The organism is Algoriphagus halophilus (genome assembly GCF_041729275.1).
GTDB lineage: Bacteria > Bacteroidota > Bacteroidia > Cytophagales > Cyclobacteriaceae > Algoriphagus > Algoriphagus halophilus_A.
Window position 1 is genome coordinate 1,045,393 of sequence record NZ_CP146486.1, and the last position, 16,719, is coordinate 1,062,111.

14 protein-coding genes and 4 pseudogenes are annotated in these 16,719 nt (G+C 39.1%); 13 read left to right on the forward strand and 5 right to left on the reverse strand.

The features are described from left to right. Positions 1-3 precede the first annotated feature (3 nt). Both V8V91_RS05650 and V8V91_RS05655 read right to left on the reverse strand, forming a co-directional pair. Positions 4-1,719, reverse strand: coding sequence for a M14 family metallopeptidase (locus tag V8V91_RS05650; RefSeq protein ID WP_373399229.1), 1,716 nt, complete (start codon positions 1,717-1,719; stop codon positions 4-6). A 392-nt stretch (positions 1,720-2,111) separates the two neighbouring features. Next, a complete protein-coding gene (locus tag V8V91_RS05655; RefSeq protein WP_373399230.1) occupies positions 2,112-2,591 on the reverse strand; it encodes a hypothetical protein in 480 nt (159 codons plus the stop codon). Positions 2,592-2,915: 324 nt separating this feature from the next. Here V8V91_RS05655 and V8V91_RS05660 point away from each other — a divergent pair. The 10 genes and pseudogenes from V8V91_RS05660 (at position 2,916) to V8V91_RS05705 (ending at position 11,525) form a co-directional block, all read left to right on the forward strand. Further along, positions 2,916-3,387, forward strand: a pseudogene (locus tag V8V91_RS05660) (Lrp/AsnC ligand binding domain-containing protein). Between the two features lie 239 nt (positions 3,388-3,626). Then, on the forward strand, positions 3,627-5,072 hold the full coding sequence (sufB, locus tag V8V91_RS05665) for a Fe-S cluster assembly protein SufB (RefSeq protein ID WP_373399231.1): 1,446 nt from the start codon (positions 3,627-3,629) through the stop codon (positions 5,070-5,072). A gap of 39 nt (positions 5,073-5,111) precedes the next feature. Further along, positions 5,112-5,876 carry a Fe-S cluster assembly ATPase SufC gene (gene sufC / locus V8V91_RS05670; RefSeq protein WP_074224736.1) on the forward strand — a complete coding sequence of 255 codons (765 nt, stop codon included), beginning with the start codon at positions 5,112-5,114 and terminating at the stop codon, positions 5,874-5,876. A 22-nt stretch (positions 5,877-5,898) separates the two neighbouring features. Next, a pseudogene (gene sufD / locus V8V91_RS05675) lies at positions 5,899-7,166 on the forward strand (Fe-S cluster assembly protein SufD). A 7-nt stretch (positions 7,167-7,173) separates the two neighbouring features. Next, positions 7,174-8,396: pseudogene (locus V8V91_RS05680) on the forward strand (SufS family cysteine desulfurase). Next, the gene (locus V8V91_RS05685) at positions 8,393-8,824 is read left to right on the forward strand and encodes a SufE family protein (RefSeq protein WP_074224739.1); all 432 of its coding nucleotides are present in this window, start codon (positions 8,393-8,395) and stop codon (positions 8,822-8,824) included. Before V8V91_RS05680 ends, V8V91_RS05685 begins: the two are co-directional and overlap by 4 nt. A gap of 3 nt (positions 8,825-8,827) precedes the next feature. Next, entirely contained in the window at positions 8,828-9,166 is a 339-nt protein-coding gene (locus V8V91_RS05690) for a DUF59 domain-containing protein (protein WP_074224740.1), read from the forward strand. A 23-nt stretch (positions 9,167-9,189) separates the two neighbouring features. Continuing rightward, on the forward strand, positions 9,190-9,612 hold the full coding sequence (locus V8V91_RS05695; protein ID WP_373399232.1) for a BrxA/BrxB family bacilliredoxin: 423 nt from the start codon (positions 9,190-9,192) through the stop codon (positions 9,610-9,612). A gap of 243 nt (positions 9,613-9,855) precedes the next feature. Beyond that, positions 9,856-11,140: pseudogene (locus V8V91_RS05700) on the forward strand (citrate synthase). Positions 11,141-11,264: 124 nt separating this feature from the next. Next, the gene (locus V8V91_RS05705) at positions 11,265-11,525 is read left to right on the forward strand and encodes an acyl-CoA-binding protein (protein WP_373399233.1); all 261 of its coding nucleotides are present in this window, start codon (positions 11,265-11,267) and stop codon (positions 11,523-11,525) included. 52 nt (positions 11,526-11,577) lie between these two features. Here V8V91_RS05705 and V8V91_RS05710 read toward each other — a convergent pair whose 3' ends face one another. The 3 genes from V8V91_RS05710 to V8V91_RS05720 all read right to left on the reverse strand — a co-directional run bounded on the left by V8V91_RS05710 (position 11,578) and on the right by V8V91_RS05720 (position 14,271). Next, a complete protein-coding gene (locus V8V91_RS05710; protein WP_373399234.1) occupies positions 11,578-12,459 on the reverse strand; it encodes a hypothetical protein in 882 nt (293 codons plus the stop codon). A gap of 79 nt (positions 12,460-12,538) precedes the next feature. After that, positions 12,539-13,525 carry a bile acid:sodium symporter family protein gene (locus tag V8V91_RS05715; protein WP_373399235.1) on the reverse strand — a complete coding sequence of 329 codons (987 nt, stop codon included), beginning with the start codon at positions 13,523-13,525 and terminating at the stop codon, positions 12,539-12,541. Continuing rightward, complete coding sequence (locus V8V91_RS05720; protein ID WP_373399236.1) at positions 13,525-14,271, reverse strand: RNA methyltransferase; 747 nt, start codon at positions 14,269-14,271, stop codon at positions 13,525-13,527. The genes V8V91_RS05715 and V8V91_RS05720 overlap by 1 nt, the downstream gene beginning before the upstream one ends. A 79-nt stretch (positions 14,272-14,350) precedes the next feature. Between V8V91_RS05720 and V8V91_RS05725 the strand changes: the two genes are divergently transcribed. From V8V91_RS05725 to V8V91_RS05735, 3 genes are read left to right on the forward strand one after another with little or no spacing between them, the layout of a single operon-like run. Next, on the forward strand, positions 14,351-15,583 hold the full coding sequence (locus V8V91_RS05725) for a hypothetical protein (protein ID WP_373399237.1): 1,233 nt from the start codon (positions 14,351-14,353) through the stop codon (positions 15,581-15,583). Beyond that, positions 15,547-16,182 carry a hypothetical protein gene (locus V8V91_RS05730; protein WP_373399238.1) on the forward strand — a complete coding sequence of 212 codons (636 nt, stop codon included), beginning with the start codon at positions 15,547-15,549 and terminating at the stop codon, positions 16,180-16,182. Before V8V91_RS05725 ends, V8V91_RS05730 begins: the two co-directional genes overlap by 37 nt. Then, positions 16,179-16,709, forward strand: coding sequence for a BamA/TamA family outer membrane protein (locus V8V91_RS05735; protein ID WP_373399239.1), 531 nt, complete (start codon positions 16,179-16,181; stop codon positions 16,707-16,709). The genes V8V91_RS05730 and V8V91_RS05735 overlap by 4 nt, the downstream gene beginning before the upstream one ends. Positions 16,710-16,719: the final 10 nt, after the last annotated feature.

The following is a 16,719-nucleotide window of genomic DNA, read 5'->3' on the forward strand; positions in this document are numbered from 1 at the left end:
TGCTTATTTTAAAGTAAATTCTTTCTCAAAATACCCTCCTCTCGTAGAGGACAATCTAATTTTCCCGGAAACTTCTTCGGTTGTTTCCACTTTCACTTTGAAAGTGGCTGATTTCTTCTCCCCTACACCAGTATATCCCGCATAAATAGTTTTATCATACAATTCAGGAGTAATGATTTTAACCTTTGCATGCTCATACCCTTCGGTCAATTCTTTTTCAAAGCTCAGGGACACCCGATCTTCCTGAACAATTTTGACCAATTTAGCCTGCTCTAGGGCCACAGGCAGACTTCCTGTATTCTCCCAATTCAGCGTGATTTCAAACTCTCCATCTCCTAAATCAGTGACCTCCACCGAAGAAACCGTCAACTCGGGCAGCTTCTTGGCCATGGCAAGATTAAATAGGGCCTGCTTTTTGGCCCAATTTTCCAATTGCCAGGTAGGTCCGTTTTGTCCAAAGAATTTTGGGTGAAATCCACCAATTTCCACTTCACCCAATTCAGGGTGCTGGAAAGGTGTCCAAGATTTAAATCCTTTGCCTCCGTTTTCTTCCTCATCCCATCTGAGACCATCAAAATCATCATAGATGCCATCTCCATTGTAATCCTTCATCGCTCCGTTATTCCAAAGCTCATCCCCATACCAGATACTTCCATAATAGAAGTATCCAAAATCTGGTCCGTGACCAAACAAGGGGCTTGGTTTTAAGGGATCGCCGGTCATGCTATTCACTTTGTATCGAGTGGCATAGGTTTCATACACATCTCCGGCCCATGGATAGGCAGTAAAAGACAATCCTAATTCATCCATTTCCTTATAAATCTCCAAATCTTCCGGATACATCCTTTCTTCTGCCTTAGAAGTAGATGGGGCTCTCAAATGCATAGGAACTCTTGTATCCATCGAATTGACCACTGAGATATTTGGATGGCTCAACATCCATAATACGGTATATCTGGATTCCAGCTCACTCATGGGGTATTCTCCAGCTCCATATTGGGTATACCCGCGACCTGTTAAATCTCCACCAATATCCGGCCTCCAGTTTTCTGGGTAATTCCTGTGTAAGTCCAAACCACCGATGCCATCTTCATTATAGGAACCATCTCCATCATTATCGAAGCCCTCCGTATACACCAAGTATTCACCTTTCCCTGGAAAAGTCCTTTTCATTAGCTTTTGACTAGGGTCTTCAGGATCAACAATGAAATTGGCCTTCTTCTTCTCCTCTTTTGTAACTGCCTTTTTCCTCATTTGATAAATAATGCCATCTCCGTCCAAGTCTTCTTCGGGATCCTCGTCAATCAATCCATCCCGATCATTATCATGAGGTTTAACTGTGCTCCTATTTCTTTGTTCAGTTCTTAAGTAAAGATTGGATCCATCCGGATTGTTTTGTGGACGCAGGTAAATTGCCTTGGTATTTACCAGTTTTGTGATCTCTGGATCAGTGCCATAATTCTCAAGGATGTGTTGGGTCAGCCAAAGGATAGACTCACTGGAGGTGATTTCACCAGAATGTCTTCCTCCTTCAAAATAAGCTGCAGGCTTGTCAGTATCTTTCCCAGTTTCCTTGTTGGTAATCGTCATTTGAAGAATGGGTCTTCCCTCAAAGGATTTCCCCACTTCATATACATCTACAATTTCCGGGTATTGTTCAGCCCAGGTAGTATACCAATGATACATCACATCTACCGTGTGGTATTGGTCAAATGTCAATTCCTCTCCTGGCGTATATTGAACTTCTGGGAAGGTGAATTTTTAAAAAACGAAGGCCCGTGCCGCTCTCCTGAAACCGTATAAAACTTGGATTTGGAATTTTCTTCTGGAAAAATTTTGTCTGGAACAAATGATTTTACCTGGGAAAATGAAGCATTTGCAGCCAAAGCAAAGCAGATAATCAGTAACGTTTTTTTCATTTGGTCTATGGTTGGTTATCTCAAAATAAATAGAGTAGAGATAAACCACCCAACCGCTCAAAAAAAGCCTGACTTATTTGAAGGATATCTATTTTCGAATGGTCAATTCAAAGACTTCAGGATTATAATAGGCATAGCCAGGTACCGGTTTGCAATCAGGAAGTTTGCGAAGCATGTGATCCAATCGCTCTTTTAGCCCATGATCCACCTCCCTAAAATCTCAAAACCACTTAATCTCCCTTTTGAATTGATCTGAAGCAATACTTTTACTTCCTCTAAAGCAGCTGATTTTTTTGTCCTAAATAGAAAAGGTGAATAACTATCTATCATATCCAAAGTATACTCTGGCCAAGTCCAATGTGAATTTAAATTCCGGGCAACATTTTCCTCTATCATCGTCAGAGGCTCTATCGTTAATTTTTCAGCTTTTAGCCCCTCGGCTTCATGAATATCTTCTTCCAGGTTGCGAAAGCTTAATCGATTATACTGAATGTAATTGATTCTGGTATCCGGGAAGTCTCCGGAATTCTGTGCTTTTAATTCACCACTGGTTAATGGAAACAGGATGGTAAGCCCTAAAAGGACCATAGAAGAAAAATCTGAAAAATCACTTTTGAGTTCATAGCTGTAAGATATCCAACAAAAATACATCAATAAAACTTTCAAATGCAATTTTTTGTATTTTAAATTTTAAAATAGAAACAAAAAAGTCTCGCCATCAGCAAGACCCTTTTCAGAATATAAACCCAAATATAACTTTAGAGATTAAAAGTTTCTAGTTTTTTATGATCGAACATTTGGCTATTCGAAAATCAACCAATTTTAATTTGATCATTCAAGATGAAAACCAAATATTCAACTATTGTTTCATCTAGCTCCCAAAGTAAATAGATTTATCATTCAATTACAAATTGAAAAAAAAATTTTGGTATTTTTTGAAGAACCTCTAATTTACAGGCACATTCATTAACAATCATCTAAATCCAATAACCGAAAATGGATAAAATTTTAGATATCGACAACATAGACCTAAAAATCATCTCCTTATTAAACGAAGATGCGAAGACCCCTTACACGGAAATTGCCAAAAAGTTTTCGTTTCATCCGGTACCGTTCACGTTCGAATGAAGAAGTTGGAAGATATGGGAATTGTGAAAAGTGCCACACTCAACATAGACTTCTCAAAATTAGGATATGACATTTCCGCATTCTTGGGGATCTATCTTGAAAAAGTTCTCTTTATGACAATGTCATTGAAAAATTAAAAACCATTTCTGAAGTAGTAAGTGCTTATTATACTACAGGTAACTATTCCATTTTTGCAAAGATCATCTGTCGTGACACCAATCACTTGCGTTTGGTTTTGGACAATATCCAAAAGGTGGAAGGAATAGACAGAACCGAAACATTAATCGTCTTGGAAGAGAGCATTAACCGACCTATTCAATTCTTCGACAAAGAGAAATAACTCTATTTGGATTAAATCCAAATAAATAAAAATCAGTCTTTTAAGACTTTTCAAAAAAATAAGTGTTGAAAATTCAGCACTTTTTTTTGCTTTTATAGGGCCAAATTGAAGCAAAACACCCCTTTTTATTGAATTATTATATCAATCATAGATTTTTCGAATGATTCTGAACATAATTTTTTCATTATATGTTGTACCTTCGCAGTTAAAATGTAATTAGTCTAAATAACTTAGCTAATATGAGCAAAGACAATCAGATTTTAGAAGAATTTACCTCCAAAGAGTACGAACACGGCTGGTCTGTAAATTTTGAGGCGGATGAAGCCCCTATCGGACTCAATGAAGAAATCATCAAGTGGATTTCTGCCAAGAAGGAAGAACCACAATGGTTGCTTGAATGGAGATTGAAGGCTTTCAAAACCTGGCAAAATATGACTGAGCCCAATTGGGCCAATGTCACCTATCCTAAAATTGACCTTCAGAGCTTACGATATTATTCGGCTCCTAAGCAAAATAATAAACCTAAATCATTAGATGAAGTGGATCCTGAATTGCTTCAGATCTATGAAAGACTAGGAATCAACCTAAATGAGCAAAAGAAACTTCAAGGAATCGCTGTAGATGCGGTTTTGGATTCAGTTTCTGTGGCCACCACGTTCAAGGGTACCTTATCTAAACTTGGTATTATTTTCTGCTCCTTCAGTGAGGCAGTCAAAGAACATCCAGAGCTGGTAAAAAAATACCTGGGTTCTGTGGTTCCAATGACTGACAATTATTACGCAGCACTAAACTCAGCGGTATTTTCCGATGGTTCTTTCTGTTATATTCCTAAAGGGGTAAGATGCCCCATGGAACTCTCTACTTATTTCAGAATTAATGCCGCAAATACCGGTCAGTTTGAAAGAACGTTGATCGTGGCAGAAGATGATTCTTATGTTTCCTACCTAGAGGGTTGTACTGCTCCACAAAGAGACGAAAATCAGCTGCATGCTGCCGTGGTTGAAATTTATGCTTCTAAAAACGCGGAAGTTAAATATTCAACGGTGCAAAACTGGTTCCCAGGTGATAAAGAAGGTAAAGGCGGTATCTACAATTTTGTAACAAAAAGAGGGATATGTGCCGGAGATCATTCTAAAATTTCCTGGACTCAGGTAGAAACTGGATCTGCAGTTACTTGGAAATACCCTTCTTGTATTTTAAAAGGAGATAACTCTATCGGAGAATTTTATTCAGTTGCAGTTACCAATAATTTCCAACAAGCTGATACCGGAACCAAAATGATTCACATTGGTAAAAACACCAAATCACGAATCGTATCCAAAGGTATTTCTGCAGGGAAATCTCAAAACTCTTATAGAGGACAGGTTCAAGTGATGAAGAGGGCAGACAATGCAAGGAATTTCTCTCAATGTGACTCTTTATTAATGGGTGACAAATGTGGGGCTCACACATTCCCTTACATTGACATCAACAACTCAACTGCGAAAGTGGAACATGAGGCGACCACCTCAAAAATTGGAGAGGATCAACTTTTCTATTGTAATCAGCGAGGAATCTCCACTGAAGATGCAGTAGCCCTAATTGTCAACGGTTATGCAAAAGAGGTGTTGAACCAATTGCCAATGGAATTTGCTGTAGAAGCCCAAAAGTTACTTGCTCTTACACTGGAAGGTTCCGTGGGGTAAGTGAGTTTAAAAATTAGAAATTGAAAGATTAAGACGAATATGTTAAGTATAAAAAACCTGCATGCCTCCATCGAAGGAACACCTATTTTGAGAGGTATCAATTTGGAAGTTAAAGCTGGTGAAGTTCATGCGATTATGGGACCAAATGGTTCTGGTAAATCCACATTGGCTTCTGTATTGGCTGGAAGAGAAGAATATGAGGTGACCGAAGGAGAAGTATCTTTCAAAGGAAAAGATCTGTTGGATCTGGCTCCTGAAGATAGAGCGAGAGAAGGAGTATTTCTCGCATTTCAATATCCTGTAGAAATCCCTGGAGTAAGCTCCACTAATTTCCTTAGAACTGCTGTCAACCAAGTAAGGGAATACCGAGGTTTGGAAGCGTTGGATGCAGTGAAGTTCTTGACCATGATGAAGGAAAAGATGAAGTTGGTTGAAATCGACCAAAAACTTCTTAGCAGGTCCTTGAATGAAGGTTTTTCAGGTGGTGAGAAGAAAAGAAATGAAATTTTCCAGATGGCCATGCTTGAACCTACCCTTTCAATTTTGGATGAAACCGATTCAGGCTTGGATATCGATGCATTAAGAATCGTTTCAAATGGAGTGAATCAACTGAAATCCAAGGACAATGCAACCATCGTTGTAACTCACTACCAACGTTTATTGGATTACATCGTACCTGATTTTGTCCACGTGCTTTACAAAGGAAAAATTGTAAAATCCGGCACCAAGGAACTGGCTTTGGAATTGGAAGAAAAAGGCTACGACTGGATTAAAGAAGCCGTAGATTCTGAGGCAACTGTCTGATATTCGCATCAACCCCAAAAACATGAGTACGCTGACTAAGGAAAATCTATTTGAAGGATTTTTGGAATCTTCTTTTGCCGGATTTGAAAAAATCAGGGAAGAAGGTAAAGTCTGCTTCACCAAGCAAGGCCTTCCATCTCTCAAATCAGAAGAATATAAATTTACTTCAATTACCAAAAAGCTGGAGCAATCTCTTACTTCTATTACCGGAGCTAAGCCTTTTGAGGTTAGTCCTGAAGAAGTGAAAGCAGGTATCCCAACGGGATTTGAAGGTTCTGTATTGGTTTTTGCCAATGGACATTTACAACAACACCTGTGCCTGGAGGCTGAAAGTCTAAATTTCGCTCCCCTGAACGAAAAATCTGATGTAGCCATTGGAAGAATTGCAAAGGCTGAAAAAGATCCTTTTGCGGCCTTAAACCAAGCATCTTTCGAGGGCGGAGTTTTTATTTCCATCCCTAAAAAAGAAGTGATGGAAAAGCCTATTCTGTTGCTTTCTTTTAATAAGAGCAATGAGGGCGATGTGATTTCTCCAAGAGTGTGGATTGAAGCAGGTGACTTTGCCGAGGTAACTTTTATTACCCATTCAATCAATAAGAGTGACAAGCCTTATTTTGTCAATAAAGTAGTAGAAATCAAAGGAGGCTTAAACTCACAGATTAGGTACTATAGACTGCAAAATGAAGGAAAGAATGCCATCGAGGTCAGTAATATAGAAACAAACCTCCTTCAGGATTCCCGTTTTACTTCTGTGACGATCTCCCTTTCCGGAGAAATGTTGAGAAATAACCTTTCCCTGAATCTCCTGGGAAGTAATTCAGAAGGAAACATGTATGGAATATATCTTCTGAATGGCAAAACACATGTTGATAATCATACGAATGTGGACCACACCATTCCCCATGCAGAATCCAATGAATTGTATAAAGGAATCTTGGCAGATCAGTCCAGAGGGGTTTTCAATGGTAAAATCTTCGTAAGACAGGATGCTCAAAAAACAATGCGTTCCAACAAAACAATAACATCCTTCTTTCTGAAGATGCAATTGTGAATACCAAACCACAATTGGAGATCTGGGCAGATGATGTGAAATGTTCCCATGGTTGTACTACCGGTCAACTGGATGAGGAGGCTTTGTTTTACCTACAAGCGAGAGGAATCGATAAATTACAAGCGAAAGGATTACTCCTTTATGCATTCGCCGGAGAGGTATTGGAGCATATCCAAAATGACAGCTTTAGAGAGTACTGCATCAACTTGGTACAACATAGGCTTGGGAGTAATTTCTAGTAATTGAATGAGTTTCCCTATTGATAAAATTAGACAACTGTTCCCCATACTTCATCAAGAGGTACATGGGAAGCCTTTGGTCTATTTTGACAATGCAGCGACCACGCAAAAGCCGCAAGCGGTCATTGACTCTTTGAATGGGTATTACCTCCATGACAATGCGAACATTCATAGAGGAGCCCATGCCTTAGCGGATCGATCTACCCGTTATTTTGAGGATACAAGGGTGGCTGTTCAGCATTTTATAAATGCCAAAGAGTCCGCCGAGATTATCTTCACCAAAGGTACCACTGAAAGCATCAATTTAGTTGCCTACACATTTGGAAGAAAATTCATCAACCAAGGTGATGAGATCATCATATCCACGTTAGAGCATCATTCCAACATTGTTCCTTGGCAACTACTTTGCGAAGAAAAAGGAGCGATATTAAAGGTGATCCCTATTAACGATGCCGGGGAAATCCTTTTTGAAGAGTTTGAGAAACTTCTCAGCCCAAAAACCAAATTGGTCAGTGTGGTGCACGCTTCAAATGCGTTGGGCACCATCAATCCTGTAGAACGGATGATTGAAGCGGCTCATGCCGTTGGTGCCAAAGTCCTCTTGGATGGAGCACAATCCACCAGTCATTTGGAAATAGATGTCCAAAAATTGGATTGTGATTTCCTTGCGTTATCTGCGCATAAATTATACGGACCTACTGGCCTTGGGGTACTTTATGGAAAAAGAGAAGTTTTAGAGTCTATGCCCCTTTTCAGGGAGGTGGTGAAATGATCAAGGAAGTAAGTTTTGAGAAGACTACTTTCAATGATATTCCATTCAAATTTGAAGCAGGAACTCCAAACATTGGAGACGTCATTGCATTTAAGTATGCCCTGGATTTTATCCGTGAAATTGGCAAACCCAACATGAAAGAGCATGAAGATAGTTTGTTGGCTTATGCCAATGAATTACTTTTGCCGATCAAAGGCTTTATCCCAGTGGGAACTGCGGCTGAAAAAGTAAGCGTGCTATCATTTAACATCAATGGAATGCATCCTTTTGATGTAGGTGTGATGTTGGATGCAAGAGGAATTGCCGTAAGAACTGGTCATCATTGCACGCAACCTTTGATGAAAAGACTTGGCCTCGAGGGAACTGTTAGAGCTTCATTTGCTGTTTACAATTCCAAATCAGAGATTGAACAATTGGCCGAAGGCGTTGCCAGAATCGCAAGAATAAAAAATAAATGAGCAGTATTCAGGAAATTCAAAATGAAATAATCAGTGAATTTGAAATCCTCGGGGATGACAAAGAGAGTACCATTTATTATATAATGGAACTTGGTGCCAACCTTGAAAGTTTTCCTGATAACGAACGGGTGGAAGAAAATATCATCAAGGGTTGCCAATCAAAAGTTTGGCTAATCGCAGATGATAAAGATGGGAAAGTCCATTACCAAGCTGATTCGAATACGGATATAACCAAAGGGCTGATTTCATTGTTGATCAGAGTACTGAATGATCGGACTCCAAAGGAAATCATCGACGCTGATTTAGATTTTATCAATCGAATAGGCATGGGTGGCATTATTGGAAGTCAACGTTCCAATGGGCTTGCTGCAATGATCAAACAAATGAAATTGTACGCATTGGCCTTACAAACCAAACAAAACGCCTAATCCATGGAAACTGAAAACAATACAAGTGTGGGACAAATAACAGATTTGAAGGAGAAAGTAGTGACTGCTATCAAACAGGTTTATGATCCTGAAATACCTGTAGACGTTTACGAATTGGGGTTGATTTATGAGATTACAGTATACCCTGTAAACAATGTTTATGTACTCATGACATTGACATCTCCGAATTGTCCTTCAGCGGAATTTATTCCTTCAGAAGTGAAAGATAAAATCCAGCAGATTCAAGGAATTAGTAATGTAGAAGTTGAACTTACTTTTGATCCGCCTTATTCTCAAGATATGATGTCTGAGGCTGCGAAATTAGAATTAGGTTTCTTATAATATAGAATTTAAATAAAGAACATATGTATCCAGAAGAATTAATTGCTCCCATGAGAGCAGAGCTTTCTAATGAAGGTTTTGAGGAGTTTAGAACAGCCGATATCGTTGCTGAGAAACTTGGCCCAGACCAAAAAGGAACCACATTTGTAGTAGTTAACTCAGTATGTGGGTGCGCGGCAGGAGCTGCAAGACCTGGAGTGAAATATGCTTTAGATCATGCAAAAGTAAAACCTGATGTCCTAGGAACTGTATTTGCAGGAAATGATAGAGAAGCAGTGGAAAAGTTCAGAGAAATTGTACTTCCTTACCCTCCATCTTCTCCAGCTATGGCTTTATTCAAAGATGGTGAATTAGTTCACTTTATTGAGCGTCACCACATCGAAGGAAGAAATGCTAAAATGATAGGTGATCACCTAGTGGAAGTATTTGAGCACTTTTGTGCCTAATAAAAATAGCCCTGCGGGGCTTTTTTTATTCAACTAATGGAGATGGATGGTTATTCGGATAAAAAACATGCAGTTTATTATTCAAAATATCCTATAAACTTTCTGCGATTAAGTCAGTTTATCAATTAATCGAAGAATTATATCTCCCTTAATACAATTATCGTCCAAAAAACAACATGCTTTTATTAACTTAACCCCGAAATTCTAAGTTTTTCTTAAGAGCAATCCAAACAAACCTGTTATATGTCTGAATCCGCTAAGTTGTCCTTCAAAGGACAAGAGTATGAATTCCCGGTTATTACCGGCACAGAAAATGAATCTGCAATTGACATTGCAAAGCTTCGAGGAGCTTCCGGTTTAATCACCCTTGATCCGGATTCAAAAACACTGGTTCAACTACCAGTGCAATTACATTTTTAGATGGTGAAGAAGGTATACTTCGCTACAGAGGTTACAAAATTGAAGATCTTGCAGAAAAGTCAACTTTCTTGGAGGTCGCTTACTTATTGATCTATGGTGAGCTTCCTACCCAGGCTGAGTATGAATCCTTTTCGAAAGAAATCACTCACCATACATTAGTACACGAAGACATCAAAAAATCTTGGAAGGTTTCCCTTCTAATTCTCACCCAATGGGAGTACTTTCTTCTTTGATCTGTTCTTTGACTGCATTCTATCCAGAATCATTGAACCCAAATCGAAGTGAGGAAGAAGTAAATATGAGCATTATTCGTCTACTAGCGAAAATGCCAACATTTGCCACCTGGGCGTATAAAAATGAAATCGGTCATCCGGTAAATTATCCTGATAATTCATTGGATTACTGTTCGAACTTCTTAAAAATGATGTTCGCACTTCCTGCTGAAAAGTACGACGTAGATCCTGTCGTTGCTTCTGCTTTGGATAAATTATTGATTTTACATGCAGACCATGAGCAGAACTGTTCAACTTCTACAGTTAGAATTGTTGGTTCATCTCAAGCAAGTATTTATGCTTCTATTTCTGCAGGTATCAATGCACTGTGGGGACCACTACACGGTGGAGCAAACCAGTCAGTGATCGAAATGTTGGAAGCAATCAAAGCAGATGGCGGAGATGCCAAGAAATATCTTGACAAGGCTAAAGACAAAAATGATCCATTTAGATTAATGGGATTTGGACATAGAGTTTATAAAAACTTCGATCCAAGAGCAAAAATCATTAAAAAAGCGGCTGATGATGTATTGACCAAATTAGGTGTAAATGACCCAGTTTTGGATATCGCCAAAGAATTGGAACATGCTGCATTGAATGACCAATACTTTATCGATAGAAAGTTATATCCTAACGTGGACTTTTATTCTGGTATCATCTATAGAGCCCTTGGAATTCCTACCGATATGTTTACAGTGATGTTTGCACTGGGAAGACTTCCTGGATGGATTGCTCAATGGAAAGAAATGCGTGAAAATAACGAGCCTATTGGACGTCCAAGACAAGTTTATGTAGGAGCTAACGAACGCGAATATGTATCCATGAATAAGAGATAAATTATCTCTGTCTTAGGATAGAAAAGGCAAGCATGAGTGCTTGCCTTTTTTTATGCCGTTACATTTCATTTATTCTGAAATTGGCGCAATATTTGGAAACTAGAATAGCCTAAACCAGTTTACCATGAAATTAGAAAATCTAAATCAAGCGATTGATTTAACGAAGAAGTTTACGCAGAAGCCTTCGAATGAAGAGCTCCTCAAACTATATGGCCTATATAAGCAGGCTACCGAAGGGGATAACGTGGGGGAAAAACCAGGAGGATTCGACTTCAAGGCGGCAGCGAAATACCATAGCTGGCTAAACTTGAAAGGAAAATCTAAATCCGAAGCAGAAGAAGAGTACATTAAACTAGTAGAAGAACTTTCTAAATCTTATTTATAAAAAAGGAGGTCTGAAAATTTTCAGACCTCCTTTTTTTCTTGAAAAACTTAGGTTATTTTTTTCCGTATTTGGAACCAAATGGCGTTCTTTTGATCATATAATTAATACCATTTTCGTAGGAATTTACATCGCTACCAAACACATGTCTGGAATCCGAGTATAAGTTTGTGCCATGATTATTGAATAGTCTAAAATCCACAGAAGTGTCATACTCAATGGTCGTGGAAGAACTTGATGAGGTAAAAGCACTTCCTTTTGTTCGTTCATCAGACTTTCCTCTGTTATAATCTGTTTTTTCTCGCTCTTTATAAGTAGTACCTGAGCTGCCATAAGTGGAGGCCCCTTTATTTGTTAGGTTAACAGTACCATAAACCACATATTCCACCCCCAACAAATTAGCTACTTCAGCTGGCGTCATGGTAGTAATATTGGATTGATCTATATTCTTCTTGGCCAGCAGTGCGTTCGTAGTCACTGGGTCTTGCAAAATCAGGTTCCCATATTGCTCTCGAATAGAATTAGCAGTAGTGTTTTGGGCTAGATTACTTAAAGAGTTAGCATCCATACCGGGATCATTACTGATAAATTGAAATGGTAACACTGCAATCTTATTATGGGCATCTGCTGCATTGGCAGGAGCTGGAATAGTGCTTACAGTGGCTCCAGTTTCAACCACCTCAAATACCTCTTCCCTCCCACTGGAAAATTGAATCTTCGCTAAATCAGTTTTTGGAATTTCATAATCAAATTCCTCCCCAGTATACCTGAATTTAACATGTGATTCAGTAATTCCAGTTACTTTACCTTCTTTCTTCTCCCCGCTTTTTAAGAATAGAACATCTATTTTTTCTTGGGCAAAAACTTCATGGTTTTGAGAAAAACCCATTGCAAAAATCAAGAAAAGCACATAAAACACCCTCTTATTAGCTTTCATACCTTTTAGAAATTTATTTCTGTTTAAAATACAAAATATTTAATTCGATCAAAAAACCGGAAAAAGTAATAGTTTGTTTTTATCTCCTTTTTCCCATACTAGATGCAATAATTGACCCCGCTATCAATTGTTGAATATGATAAAGCATAACTGGAAGTAATACCAATCCTAAAATTGCAGGATCAGGAAAGATCACCTTCCCAATCACAACACCCTGAACCAATGATTTCTTAGATCCGCAAAAAAGAGCGGTAATTTTATCCTCCCTGGAAAACCTCAAAACCCTGCTGAGGAGTTCTACCACTCCCATCACCAAAAAGAATAATCCCAACATGGTCAAACTTACCTCAGCGAGTGTTGAGTAGGTATAAGGTGAAAATACCTGTTGGGCAAAAGACTCCGCAAAAGAGGTGAAAACAATGATCATAATGACTGTCTGATCCAGGTATTTCACCTTCGCTATATGTCCTTGGATTTTTGGGAACAACCAATTATGGCACAATATCCCTATAATCACGGGCAACAAAACTTTCACCGACAACTCTCCTAAGGTTGCGGCAAAATCAATCTCAAAATTGGAGGAGCTCCCCAATACTTCCATCCATGCAGGAGTAATAATCACTCCCAACAAACTGGAAATACTTGCATTGAAAATTGCTCCCGGGATATTGCCTTTTGCGATAGAAACCATCACGATGGAAGCACTAACCGTGGAAGGCAATACAGAAAGATAGGAGATCCCTAGCCTAAAATCCTGATTGATAAATGGTAGAAGATTAAAAATCAAAAACACTAAAAGGGGAAATAGCAAGAAAGTGGTCAATTGTATCAATACATGTAACCTCCAGTTTTTTAACCCTGACTTCAATTGTTCAGGATTTAATTTGACCCCATAAAAGAAAAAGACCAAGCCAATCCCTACATTGATGATGGGCTTCCAAGGAATCATTGATTCAGATGAACCAAAAAATGGTAATAAATAGCCCAAAAATATGGCGGCAAATATTCCCAATAAAAACCCATTAATTCCGACCTTATTTAAGGTTCCTAGTAATTTTCGAAACATTAGACTCCCAACCTACTAAAATTGTCACACAGTATTGCAGTGGCAATTGCTACATTCAATGACTCGGCATTTCCAGACCCTGGAATGGTCAATTTATTGGTGACCATGGGAGCAAGCTCTTCTGAAATTCCTTTGGACTCATTCCCCATTAACAGAACTCCAGGATTCACCCGGTCTATTTGATGGATATTCTCTCCATCTAAGTAAGCTCCATAAACAGGACATTCCCACTGAGCAAAAACCTCTGCCAAATCTCCATAATAAAACTTCACTCTTGTGAAGGAGCCCATACTTGCTTGAATGACTTTTGGATTATAAAATTCCGCAGTTTGTTCTGAGAAAAGTAAATGCTTGATCCCATACCAATCAGCAATCCTGATAATGGTTCCCAAATTCCCGGGATCTCTCACATCATCGAGCGCTATCACCAACTCATCCTGGGGCCTATCAAAATAGTGATTGGGTTTCATACAAACTACCGCCAATGCACTGTCGTTACTTTGGAATTGCCCAACACTTTCCAATTGTTTTTGGCTCACATTCAACAGCTCACCCCGGTAGGATTTCATGGTTACTTCGTTACTTTCCATGAACTGATCTGTGGCAAGCAGTAATTCAATCTTAAAATCCGAATCCATGACCTCTAAAACTGATTTTTCTCCTTCTAAAAAGAACTTTTGTTCTAGGTTTCGGTATTTCTTTTGATGTAAGGTTTTTATAAACTTAACTGTATTTTTGCTAAGCATTCTGATCTATTCTCCCGTTTTGAAATTCACCAAATATATACTTTTTATCTGTGTCCTTTTAGTCCAGGCAGGCTGTTCTGTGACTAAAAACATCCCTGAGGGTGAATATGTGATCTTTCAAAACGACATCACTGGCCTTGACCAAGTAAATCAAGGAGACCTGTACCCCCTACTCATTCAGGAACCCAATACAAGAATCCCATTGACCAACATTTCTTTGGGAGTGAATATTTACAGGTTTGGAAAAAATTTTTATGACAGTGCGAAAGTCGCGGGAAAGCTCGAGCTGAAGAAAGAAGAATTGGATTCCATTAGAAGGGCACGGGGAGAAAATCCTGACAACAGGAAACTGATTAAAAAGCAAGACAAGTTAGAATCAAGAGTGGAGAGCTTGGAGAAGAAAGCTGAATTTGGAAATCTGGTCATGCGAACCGGAAATCCTGCTACAGTTTTAGACAGTGCAGACACCAAGGTTTCTGCCACAGAAATTAGAAATTACCTCTACAACAGGGGTTACATGGATGTTTCCACCAATTTCAAAGTGGAAACCAAAAAGAAAAAAGCATTTGTAACCTATGAGGTAGAAGAAAATGAACCTTATCTCATCGACTCTATCTATGTCAGATCTGATAATGAAGAAATTTTAAGTTTATTAAATAGCTCAAAATCAGAAAGCCTTCTCAAGCTTCATGAAAATTACAATCAAAACAACATCGTAGCGGAAAGAAACAGAATTGAAGACCTTCTGAAAAACAACGGGTTTTTCATGTTTTCGAAATCATTTATAGAATACAATGTATTCCAGGATACAAGCAAGAAATCGGTGGTCATTGAAGAGTTGATCAGAAAACCCACCTTTGCGGAGAAACATGAGGTATATACCATCGATTCAATCTACTTCCGGGTAAACCCACCCAGCAATGATTTCATAGATCAAAAAATTTCAAGAAGCTATCGAGACATCGACTTTTCATTTTATAAGGATCGTTATTCAGAAAAAATTTTCTCCTCAAGAGTATTCTTGGATAGTGGCAATGTGTATAACAGATCCGAGGTATTAGAATCCCAAAGACAATTAAACAACCTAGACTTATTTCGATTTGTAAATATTTCTTTTGATACGGTTGGGACTTCACTCACTGCCAAAATTCAAACCCAACCCAACCAAAAATATCAACTGACGAATCAATTGGGGCTTAGCATCACCGAGCAGTTGCCAGGCCCATTCTTCTCTGCCTCTCTTAGGAATAGAAACTTTTTAGAGCTGGAGAAATCTTGGAATTCAATTTTAGAGCTGGATTGGAAGGGGTAGCCTCCGCTACTGATCAAGGGGTTTATCAAAGCCGGGAAATAGGAACGTCAGCTTCCGTGATATTCCCAAGGTTCCTGATGCCTTTCTCTCCTAGAAGTCTGGAAAGATACGGTAGGTACAATCCCAATACCCGGACCCTGATCGGATTTAACTATACCAATAGACCGGAGTACACCCGATCAGGTCTCAACGGGTTAATTTCTTACACCTGGGCCACCAGGTCCAATCGACAGCAATACACATTCAACCTGCTTGACATCAATTACATACGAACACCGCAAATCACCCAGGACTTCCTGGATGTATTAGAGGAATTAGCCAACCAGGGGAATAACTTAATCTGGTCTTTTCTTCCTTCGATTGTGAGCAGTATTTCCGCCCAAACCATCATTAATTTCAACCGATATGGTGAATTTGAAACCAACCGCTCCTCCCTATTAAAACTATTCGTTGAAAGTGGCGGTACCTCGTTTAACTTCTTTAATGCACCCTCCAATAACGAAACCACCGACTTTGCAAGGTTCCAATGGCTGAAACTACAGGCAGATTTCAGGAAATACCTACCAATAGATAAAAACAAACGATCGCTTATCGCTTGAATTTTGGAATTGCCCAGCCCTATGGAGTGAGCAACGGGATCTTACCTTATGAAAAATACTTCTTTGCGGGAGGCGGTACCAGCATCAGGGCCTGGCAGGCAAGAAGACTTGGTCCCGGAAGCTATACTCCTCCATTGAATGAAAATGGATATTTTGATTACCGGTTTGAGCAACCTTCTGAGATGATCATTGAATCCATGCTCGAGTACCGGAGAAAACTGGTGGGTTATTTTGACATGGCCTTATTTATAGATGCCGGAAATGCTTGGAATATAGGGGTGGAAGATTCCAGACCAGGTGGTGATTTCCAGATCAATCGGTTTTATAAGGAAATTGCTGTTGGAACGGGAATCGGACTCCGAATGGATTTTGACTTCCTGATTATCAGGCTTGATATGGCTACCAAAGCCATTGACCCAGCAAGACCTGAAGGGGAACGATGGATTCTCAATAAATTAAGTTTTAAAAGACCCTTGGGTGAAAAAGGGCAAACAGTGTTTAACTTTGGCATTGGCTACCCTTTTTAATTCAAATCAG